Source organism: Carnobacterium jeotgali MS3 (assembly GCF_000745125.1).
GTDB classification, from domain to species: domain Bacteria; phylum Bacillota; class Bacilli; order Lactobacillales; family Carnobacteriaceae; genus Carnobacterium_B; species Carnobacterium_B jeotgali.
Genome location: NZ_JQNF01000006.1, coordinates 1 through 8,901, shown reverse-complemented (window position 1 = coordinate 8,901; position 8,901 = coordinate 1). Strand labels below are relative to the sequence as shown.

Annotated in this window: 8 protein-coding genes and 2 pseudogenes; 3 read left to right on the top strand and 7 right to left on the bottom strand. The window is 36.3% G+C overall.

Annotated elements, in window-relative coordinates:
- The 3 genes and pseudogenes from BP18_RS06020 to BP18_RS12805 form a co-directional block, all read left to right on the top strand.
- Positions 1-190 (top strand): annotated as a pseudogene (locus BP18_RS06020) (DUF3307 domain-containing protein); the annotation flags it as partial.
- A gap of 366 nt (positions 191-556) precedes the next feature.
- Complete coding sequence (locus BP18_RS12810) at positions 557-1,048, top strand: insulinase family protein (RefSeq protein WP_231549444.1); 492 nt, start codon at positions 557-559, stop codon at positions 1,046-1,048.
- Positions 1,000-2,555: pseudogene (locus BP18_RS12805) on the top strand (insulinase family protein). Before BP18_RS12810 ends, BP18_RS12805 begins: the two are co-directional and overlap by 49 nt.
- Positions 2,556-2,774: 219 nt before the next feature.
- Here the strand turns inward: BP18_RS12805 and BP18_RS12800 are convergent.
- From BP18_RS12800 to ypfJ, 7 genes are all read right to left on the bottom strand, one after another.
- Positions 2,775-3,029 (bottom strand): hypothetical protein, encoded by a 255-nt coding sequence (locus BP18_RS12800; RefSeq protein ID WP_231549443.1) that lies wholly within the window; start codon positions 3,027-3,029, stop codon positions 2,775-2,777.
- Between the two features lie 54 nt (positions 3,030-3,083).
- A complete protein-coding gene (locus BP18_RS12940; protein WP_269319409.1) occupies positions 3,084-3,380 on the bottom strand; it encodes a hypothetical protein in 297 nt (98 codons plus the stop codon).
- On the bottom strand, positions 3,319-5,133 hold the full coding sequence (locus tag BP18_RS06005) for an insulinase family protein (RefSeq protein WP_269319408.1): 1,815 nt from the start codon (positions 5,131-5,133) through the stop codon (positions 3,319-3,321). The genes BP18_RS12940 and BP18_RS06005 overlap by 62 nt, the downstream gene beginning before the upstream one ends.
- Positions 5,134-5,301: 168 nt before the next feature.
- Positions 5,302-6,048: a DUF3307 domain-containing protein gene (locus BP18_RS06000; RefSeq protein ID WP_029276030.1), complete on the bottom strand. Its 747-nt coding sequence runs from the start codon at positions 6,046-6,048 to the stop codon at positions 5,302-5,304.
- Positions 6,049-6,735, bottom strand: a complete 687-nt coding sequence (locus BP18_RS05995; RefSeq protein WP_029276032.1) for a SatD family protein — start codon at positions 6,733-6,735, stop codon at positions 6,049-6,051.
- A gap of 332 nt (positions 6,736-7,067) precedes the next feature.
- Positions 7,068-8,306, bottom strand: coding sequence for a YcjF family protein (locus BP18_RS05990; protein WP_035050488.1), 1,239 nt, complete (start codon positions 8,304-8,306; stop codon positions 7,068-7,070).
- Positions 8,307-8,350: 44 nt separating this feature from the next.
- The coding region (gene ypfJ / locus BP18_RS05985) for a KPN_02809 family neutral zinc metallopeptidase (RefSeq protein WP_035050486.1) at positions 8,351-8,901 on the bottom strand (551 nt) is incomplete at its 5' end.

The window sequence follows — 8,901 nt, the reverse complement described above, 5'->3', positions numbered from 1 at the left end:
TGTAACGATAAAAAAAGTATTGAATCACTATCGCCCAATCAATGAAAATCAAATAGATGAGGGTATCCCAAGTGCGGGGGCGTTGATTGGTGTTTTTGAACGTTTCTTTATTTTGCTGATGCTGTATGCTAATCAATTTACGGCTATTGGATTTGTTCTGGACAGCGAAGTCCATTGCTCGGTACAATAAAATTTCAGAAAATCCTCAGTTTGCAGAATACTATTTACTGGGAACCTTATTGAGCACTTTGTTGATTATCGTCAGTTACTTCTTTATTTTCTGATGATGCAGCTGTAAAAGAATCAATTGTTGAGATTCGCTTATTGTTGAATCTTTGGACTTTTGAATTGGTAGTTAAATAATCAAAGTAGCATTTGTTCCCTTAGGTATTTATAAACTATAAGGACAAGGTGTAGAATAAAGTCATTACGCATAAGGAAAAGGAGAATTCTATGGCATTTAAGCAAATTGAGACACAAGAGTTACCGGATATTCAATCTGTGGGAACCGTTTATGAACACGTTGAGACAGGAGCCAAGGTTCTTTATCTAGCAAATGACGATTCCAAATAAGGCGTTTACGATTGGGTTTAAGACACCTCCGTATAACGATAACGGAATTGCTCATATCATAGAGCATTCAGTTTTAAATGGATCTGAAAAATACCCTTCAAAAGAACCATTTGTTGAATTAGTCAAAGGGTCATTGAATACGTTCGTCAATGCAATGACTTTTTCAGATAAGACAATTTATCCAGTTGCTTCTACTAATAAAAAAGACTTTATGCATTTAATGAGTGTTTATTTAGATGCTGTGTTTAAGCCGAACTTTTACAGTAATGCACAAATATTAGCGCAAGAAGGTTGGCATCATCATTTAGAGTCAGCAGAAGATGACCTGATTTATAAAGGGGTTGTTTACAATGAAATGAAAGGGGCGACAGCCTCTCCTGAAAGACAAGTTCAACAGCATTTGACTCATCAGTTGTACCCAACAGTATTTACCGGCACGAATCTGGTGGAAATCCAAAAGCCATCCCTAGTTTAACGCAAGAAGAATTTGTTGCGTTCCATCAAACTTATTACCACCCAAGTAATTCTCTGACTGTCTTATATGGAGACATTGATAAAAAAGAAACTTTTGCTGCATTAGAGGACTATTTCAGTGGCGCAGGCAAACATAGTGAAAAAGTCGACTTATCTTTTGAACCAGCTGTTCCTGATGATGCTGTATTTGAAGATACTTACTCAATAACTGCAGGAGATAACCCTGAAGGAAAAGATTATTTGGCTTTAGGGTGGCATGTATCTGAACCGAATGATGTACTGGATATGTATGGACTAGAAGTTTTGGAAGAGATTTTATTTGGCAATAATCAATCACCGCTTAAAAAAGCTTTATTGGATGCGGATATAGGTGGGGACATAATAGGTGGCGTTGCTGATTTTGGCTATCCAACGGGGTTTATGATCACTGCTAAATATTCTGATGCCTCTAAGATGACTCGATTCAAAGAAGTTGTTCAAGAGACTTTAAAACAGTTAATGACTGAAGGAATCGATGAAGGGCTGATTGATTCAGCGTTGAATAAAATTACTTTTCAAACGAAAGAAGCGGCTATTTCGGAAGACAACCCACGTGGAGTCATTTATGCCATTAATGCTTATCAATCCTGGTTGTATGACAAGAGTCCTTATGTGAACTTGCAATTTTCAGGTTATTTGAAAGAACTAGCAGAATTGGCAGGTAAGGGGTATTTTGAGCAACTGATCAAAGAAAAACTAGTATACAATCCTTTGCGTACTGCAGTGATTTTAAAAGCTGAACCGGGTAAAAGCGATCAATTTGAAGCGAAAACTCATCAGCAATTGCAAGAATATAAAGCTAATCTATCTAAAGAAGAAATCGACAAAATGATAGCTAAAACACAAGAGTTGATCAAGCGTCAAGAAGCGCCGGATAAACCGGAAGATCTAGCAAAGATTCCAACACTGACGAAAGAAGATTTAAGCACACAGGTAGAAGAGTATCCACTAACGGAAATTCCTTTTAATGAGGGAACTCATTTTTATCAGGCTGAACAATTCACTTCCGGCATTGACTACCTTAGTTTGTATATTGATTTGAAAGATGTTGCAGCTGAAGAATATCAGTGGTTGGGTTTATTGAGTCATCTTCTTGGGAAGCTAGACACTAAGAAATATGATGTCGCAACTTTGCAGCGTCAAAAAGATCTGTACACAGGCGGTATTTACGGAAAGATTGATATTTATGAAGATAAAGCAGGTCAACTAAAGCCTTATTTTATTTACGCCGGAAAATCTTTGGAATCTTCTTTTGAGGAACTGTCTCATTAATGCAAGAAATCCTGTGCCACACGCAATTTGAAAATAAAGATGATATTTTGAAAATCACTCAACAGCTGATTTCTAATTTCGAACGACGCATTAATTCTAGTTCCCATGTTCTAGCTGCAAACCGGGCCTTGAGTCAAGTGAAATCTTCAGCCAAATTAAATGAACTGATTAGTGGAATGGATCAATTCCTTTTTTGAAAGACATTCGTGCTGCTTTACAATCCGATAAGTCAAAAGAGGCAACAGAGCGTATCAAGCAGACAGTAAAGGGTTGCTAAATAAAAATCGCTTGAACATTTTAATACGTCGGTGAGAAAGATCGAGGAGTACTGGTCAAAGAAACATTACAAGTAGCATTTTCTGAGGTGCCTAGTGTAGTCAAATTTATCATGGCATTTGAAGCAACCGCTACATAGTTCACGTCTGAGCAGTGACATAAGCTTCATGTTGCTTCGCACCAGGCTTAATGATGGCTGGTTCACCTAATTCAACACTAGGCACCTCAGAAAATGCTACTTGTAATGTTTCTTTGACCAGTACTCCTCGATCTTTCTCACCGACGTATAAAATGTTCAAGCGATTTTTATTTAGCAAACCCTTTACTGTCTGCTTGATACGCTCTGTTGCCTCTTTTGACTTATCGGATTGTAAAGCAGCACGAATGTCTTTCAAAAAAAAGGAATTGATCCATTCCACTAATCAGTTCATTTAATTTGGCTGAAGATTTCACTTGACTCCAAGGCCCGGTTTTGCAGCTAGAACATGGGAACTAGAATTAATGCGTCGTTCGAAATTAGAAATCAGCTGTTGAGTGATTTTCAAAATATCATCTTTATTTTCAAATTGCGTGTGGCACAGGATTTCTTGCATTAATGAGACCAGTTCCTCAAAAGAAGATTCCAAAGATTTTCCGCGTAAAATAAAATAAGGCTTTAGTTGACCTGCTTTATCTTCATAAATATCAATCTTTCCGTAAATACCGCCCTGTGTACAGATCTTTTTGACGCTGCAAAGTTGCGACATCATATTTCTTAGTGTCTAGCTTCCCAAGAAGATGACTCAATAAACCCAACCACTGATATTCTTCAGCTGCAACATCTTTCAAATCAATATACAAACTAAGGTAGTCAATGCCGGAAGTGAATTGTTCAGCCTGATAAAAATGAGTTCCCTCATTAAAAGGAATTTCCGTTAGTGGATACTCTTCTACCTGTGTGCTTAAATCTTCTTTCGTCAGTGTTGGAATCTTTGCTAGATCTTCCGGTTTATCCGGCGCTTCTTGACGCTTGATCAACTCTTGTGTTTTAGCTATCATTTTGTCGATTTCTTCTTTAGATAGATTAGCTTTATATTCTTGCAATTGCTGATGAGTTTTCGCTTCAAATTGATCGCTTTTACCCGGTTCAGCTTTTAAAATCACTGCAGTACGCAAAGGATTGTATACTAGTTTTTCTTTGATCAGTTGCTCAAAATACCCCTTACCTGCCAATTCTGCTAGTTCTTTCAAATAACCTGAAAATTGCAAGTTCACATAAGGACTCTTGTCATACAACCAGGATTGATAAGCATTAATGGCATAAATGACTCCACGTGGGTTGTCTTCCGAAATAGCCGCTTCTTTCGTTTGAAAAGTAATTTTATTCAACGCTGAATCAATCAGCCCTTCATCGATTCCTTCAGTCATTAACTGTTTTAAAGTCTCTTGAACAACTTCTTTGAATCGAGTCATCTTAGAGGCATCAGAATATTTAGCAGTGATCATAAACCCCGTTGGATAGCCAAAATCAGCAACGCCACCTATTATGTCCCCACCTATATCCGCATCCAATAAAGCTTTTTTAAGCGGTGATTGATTATTGCCAAATAAAATCTCTTCCAAAACTTCTAGTCCATACATATCCAGTACATCATTCGGTTCAGATACATGCCACCCTAAAGCCAAATAATCTTTTCCTTCAGGGTTATCTCCTGCAGTTATTGAGTAAGTATCTTCAAATACAGCATCATCAGGAACAGCTGGTTCAAAAGATAAGTCGACTTTTTCACTATGTTTGCCTGCGCCACTGAAATAGTCCTCTAATGCAGCAAAAGTTTCTTTTTTATCAATGTCTCCATATAAGACAGTCAGAGAATTACTTGGGTGGTAATAAGTTTGATGGAACGCAACAAATTCTTCTTGCGTTAAACTAGGGATGGCTTTTGGATTTCCACCAGATTCGTGCCGGTAAATACTGTTGGGGTACAACTGATGAGTCAAATGCTGTTGAACTTGTCTTTCAGGAGAGGCTGTCGCCCCTTTCATTTCATTGTAAACAACCCCTTTATAAATCAGGTCATCTTCTGCTGACTCTAAATGATGATGCCAACCTTCTTGCGCTAATATTTGTGCATTACTGTAAAAGTTCGGCTTAAACACAGCATCTAAATAAACACTCATTAAATGCATAAAGTCTTTTTTATTAGTAGAAGCAACTGGATAAATTGTCTTATCTGAAAAAGTCATTGCATTGACGAACGTATTCAATGACCCTTTGACTAATTCAACAAATGGTTCTTTTGAAGGGTATTTTTCAGATCCATTTAAAACTGAATGCTCTATGATATGAGCAATTCCGTTATCGTTATACGGAGGTGTCTTAAACCCAATCGTAAACGCCTTATTGGAATCGTCATTTGCTAGATAAAGAACCTTGGCTCCTGTCTCAACGTGTTCATAAACGGTTCCCACAGATTGAATATCCGGTAACTCTTGTGTCTCAATTTGCTTAAATGCCATAGAATTCTCCTTTTCCTTATGCGTAATGACTTTATTCTACACCTTGTCCTTATAGTTTATAATACCTAAGGGAACAAATGCTACTTTGATTATTTAACTACCAATTCAAAAGTCCAAAGATTCAACAATAAGCGAATCTCAACAATTGATTCTTTTACAGCTGCATCATCAGAAAATAAAGAAGTAACTGACGATAATCAACAAAGTGCTCAATAAGGTTCCCAGTAAATAGTATTCTGCAAACTGAGGATTTTCTGAAATTTTATTGTACCGAGCAATGGACTTCGCTGTCAGAACAAATCCAATAGCCGTAAATTGATTAGCATACAGCATCAGCAAAATAAAGAAACGTTCAAAAACACCAATCAACGCCCCCGCACTTGGGATACCCTCATCTATTTGATTTTCATTGATTGGGCGATAGTGATTCAATACTTTTTTTATCGTTACACTGCATGGCCGGATCATCACCAATAGAATCAGTATCCATGACAAACTATTTTTCATATCCAAACCTAAACTACTCGACAAGGTTTCTAATCCTGGCATATAGTCAATCTCTATATTAGATACTGTGATATAGACAACTGCCGCAAGTAATACAAGGATGTGTAGCCCTTGATCTACTAGAAAGATAACCGTATCTTTATTATTATGAATGAAAAAGCGATTCGCAAGCAAAAATTTTAGACCATCTATCATGAAATGCAGCACTGAAATCCCTATGACCACTTTTAATAAAGGCCAACTAAAAATAGGAATGATCACGCCTACCATAGTGATCAAATAGATAAAACAATGGAGCACTAATTTCTTACCAAATACATCCTTTTCTCTCGCTAACGCGGACGATTGGAAATAAAAGTCTCCCAAGATATGTCCGATAAATAATACTATCCATACGACTTGATTCAACTATTCATCCTCCTCTATATCCTGAATTAAAAAGTGGCTAGCGTCTCTCAAAGCTGTTTTATAGGTATAATATTTCGCTGTATTCAGAGCTTTATTAACACTAGATTGGCCAATCCCTAATTCTTCAGCTGTCTTATATTGATTTTCTCCATGTGTGAAATAAGCATACATAATTTCTTTTTGTCTAGCAGACCACTTTGATTTCAATGCTGTGGCCAGTGACAGAATAGTATTCAATAGCTGATCTGTTCGTTGGTAGCCTTCTCCGGAACAAATCATCATATTGGTCTCGCTTGTGGTATATTTATTTTCATTTTCTTCAATAGTTTCAATCATTTGCCTTGCGCGGTGGTAGGCTGTGCCATCCATCTCCATAGAATTATCTCGTTGGATCGGTGTACTGATACTGCCTAAGCCAATGCCAAATCGCAATTCAATGGGAGCCATGGCCAATTCGATTTCAAAAATAATGCTTAAAATCACTTGTTTATTTTTTAGTAATCCTTGGAAGCTGTCTCCTAAAGTAATAATGAAATTAGAAGCAATGTCTTCTGCATATTTCTCATTTATTATTTGCAAAATAGAATGAAATTGTTCTTGCACTTCTTTTCGATCCGCAATTTTACGAGAGTCTTTAATATCTCCTATAATGGCTGCATATGGAGTCCTTACAGTTTGTCTGGTCATCTAATCACCTCTTTTTTTGATTATACCATAAGATTCAGTCTTAGATGAATCTTTGTATAAAATTCATCTAAGACTGAATCTTAAGGGTGAGCTTTATTATTTTATTAATTAGCGATAAATTGTTCGATGTAGTTAACCATAATCTAATTATGTTAACTACATCTATACTGTGTTTACGTAAAATAAGCATAAAAATGCTTTGGGAAATTTTAAATACCGTTCAATATACTGCTGAATTAGTATAATTAAAGAAAAAACCAAAATAATTATTTTGGTTTTAAAGTATTTTTGCTATTTTTTTGAGTTAGGACAAAATGTATTTATGAATCATTTTAAGATTTTTTTCGCTTAGTAAACCTTTTAAATTTACTTAAAAAATGATCTTTTTTTGCATCGTCTAATTCTAAGTTTTCTTTTGATAAATCAGTTGTTAAATCAAGTTTTTTATCGATTTTAGCGCCTTTTTTTAGTCGTTCTTGAAATTTTTCTTTCATTAACTGTTCAATATTTTTTAAATCCGGGTATTTTCCATCTTTTTCTCCGGCAGCTATGATGGCTAACACTTCTATATAGCTCATAGAAAGCGCCGTTGTGATGATTGAAGCTGTTGTACCGCTAATTAGTCCTCCAACAATTGTACCCGCTCCAGGAATCATTTTTATCACATTTGAAACGATGTACCTTCCCGCAAATGTAGCTCCCCCAGTCCCTCCTATTGCTGCTACAAGACTTGCAATAGTGGCTTTATCCATTGATATACCAAAAATCGCTGTAATATGGGCCAATAATGTTACTTGCATTGGTACAAGAACGGATGCATCAGAAAAAGGAATCGGTAAAAAACCTACGCCAAATGAAGTAGCGATATATCTTGTCGCCCAACTGCGAGCAGAATTCGCTTTTCGGGCAATATCTACTTGTTGGGCATTGTTAAAAGCCTTTTTTGCTTCTTCTGGTATGATTTCAAAACTTAATTCAAGCAATTCTTTTAATCCAAATGCTGGAATCGACATTTCTTCCGTCAATTTGAAGCTTTCAGCCATCAAAGATACAACACCATAAATCGGTAAATTAAGGTTTTCAATATAGGTTTTAAATGTTGCTGCTGGTTCACCGATTGATTGGGTCAAAACGATCACAACCGGGACTTTTTCACTTAATTCCGTTATAAGTTCAAGTTCTGTTGGTTCTATTCGTGAAGAATTTGCATTAATACAGTAGTAAGCTAGATGAATTTCTCCTTGAACACCTAGTTTTTTTTTTTCTTTAATTGTGTCAAAAATTTCACTTTTAATTTCTTTTTGTACTTCGAGACTTAACTCTAGACCTCTAGTATCATATAAAACCAAAGGGACTCCGTCTTTAGAAATCCGTCTTAAATGTTTTGTAATCGGTCTTCCAATACCGGTTAGAGCAAGATTTTCTCTAAACAAATTATTGATTAGCGTACTCTTACCTACCCCTGTCTTACCTACTACCATGATATTGACTGGGTTCATCTTTTTTAGTTCCTCTTCTGTTTTTTTTAAAATATCTTGTACCATATTAAAATTCTTATCTAAATTTTTCATTATAACCTCCGTAGTTTGACTTTACACTGAAATTTAGAACATTGTTAAGGAAGTTTAAATTTAGCATTTCCGTCAAATGTGTCTCCATCTTCCAAATTACCGGCTTCAAATCCGCGTTTAAACCAATCCATTCTTTGCTCAGAAGTACCATGAGTAAAACTTTCAGGAACAACGTATCCTTGTGCTTGTTGTTGGAGACGATCATCACCTACTGCACCCGCAGCGTTGATAGCTTCTTCATAGTCTCCTTCTTCTAAATAGCCTAATCCTTGAGCATAATTTGCCCATACACCTGCAAGATAATCAGCCTGCAACTCAAAGCGAACTTGGTATTTATTGAATTCTGTTTCACTTAATTCATTCCGTAAGATATTTAGCTGCTCTGTCAGTCCTAACTGCGTTTGAACATGATGGCCTACTTCATGAGCAATGACATAAGCCATTGCAAAATCACCTGGAGCGTTGAACTGTTGGCTTAATTCATCATAAAAACTTAAATCAATATACAAATTAGCATCACCAGGACAATAAAATGGTCCCGTTGAAGAACCCGCTACACCACATGCTGATTGAACTGATTCAGAAAATAGCACTA

What these genes read in the sequence shown, in the direction of transcription:
- BP18_RS12810 (WP_231549444.1), top strand. Translation starts at nt 557, where the DNA reads ATGACGATTCCAAATAAGGCGTTTACGATTGGGTTTAAGACACCTCCG.
- BP18_RS12940 (WP_269319409.1), bottom strand. Translation starts at nt 3,380, where the DNA reads ATGTCGCAACTTTGCAGCGTCAAAAAGATCTGTACACAGGGCGGTATT.
- BP18_RS06005 (WP_269319408.1), bottom strand. Translation starts at nt 5,133, where the DNA reads ATGGCATTTAAGCAAATTGAGACACAAGAGTTACCGGATATTCAATCT.
- BP18_RS05995 (WP_029276032.1), bottom strand. Translation starts at nt 6,735, where the DNA reads ATGACCAGACAAACTGTAAGGACTCCATATGCAGCCATTATAGGAGAT.
- BP18_RS05990 (WP_035050488.1), bottom strand. Translation starts at nt 8,306, where the DNA reads ATGAAAAATTTAGATAAGAATTTTAATATGGTACAAGATATTTTAAAA.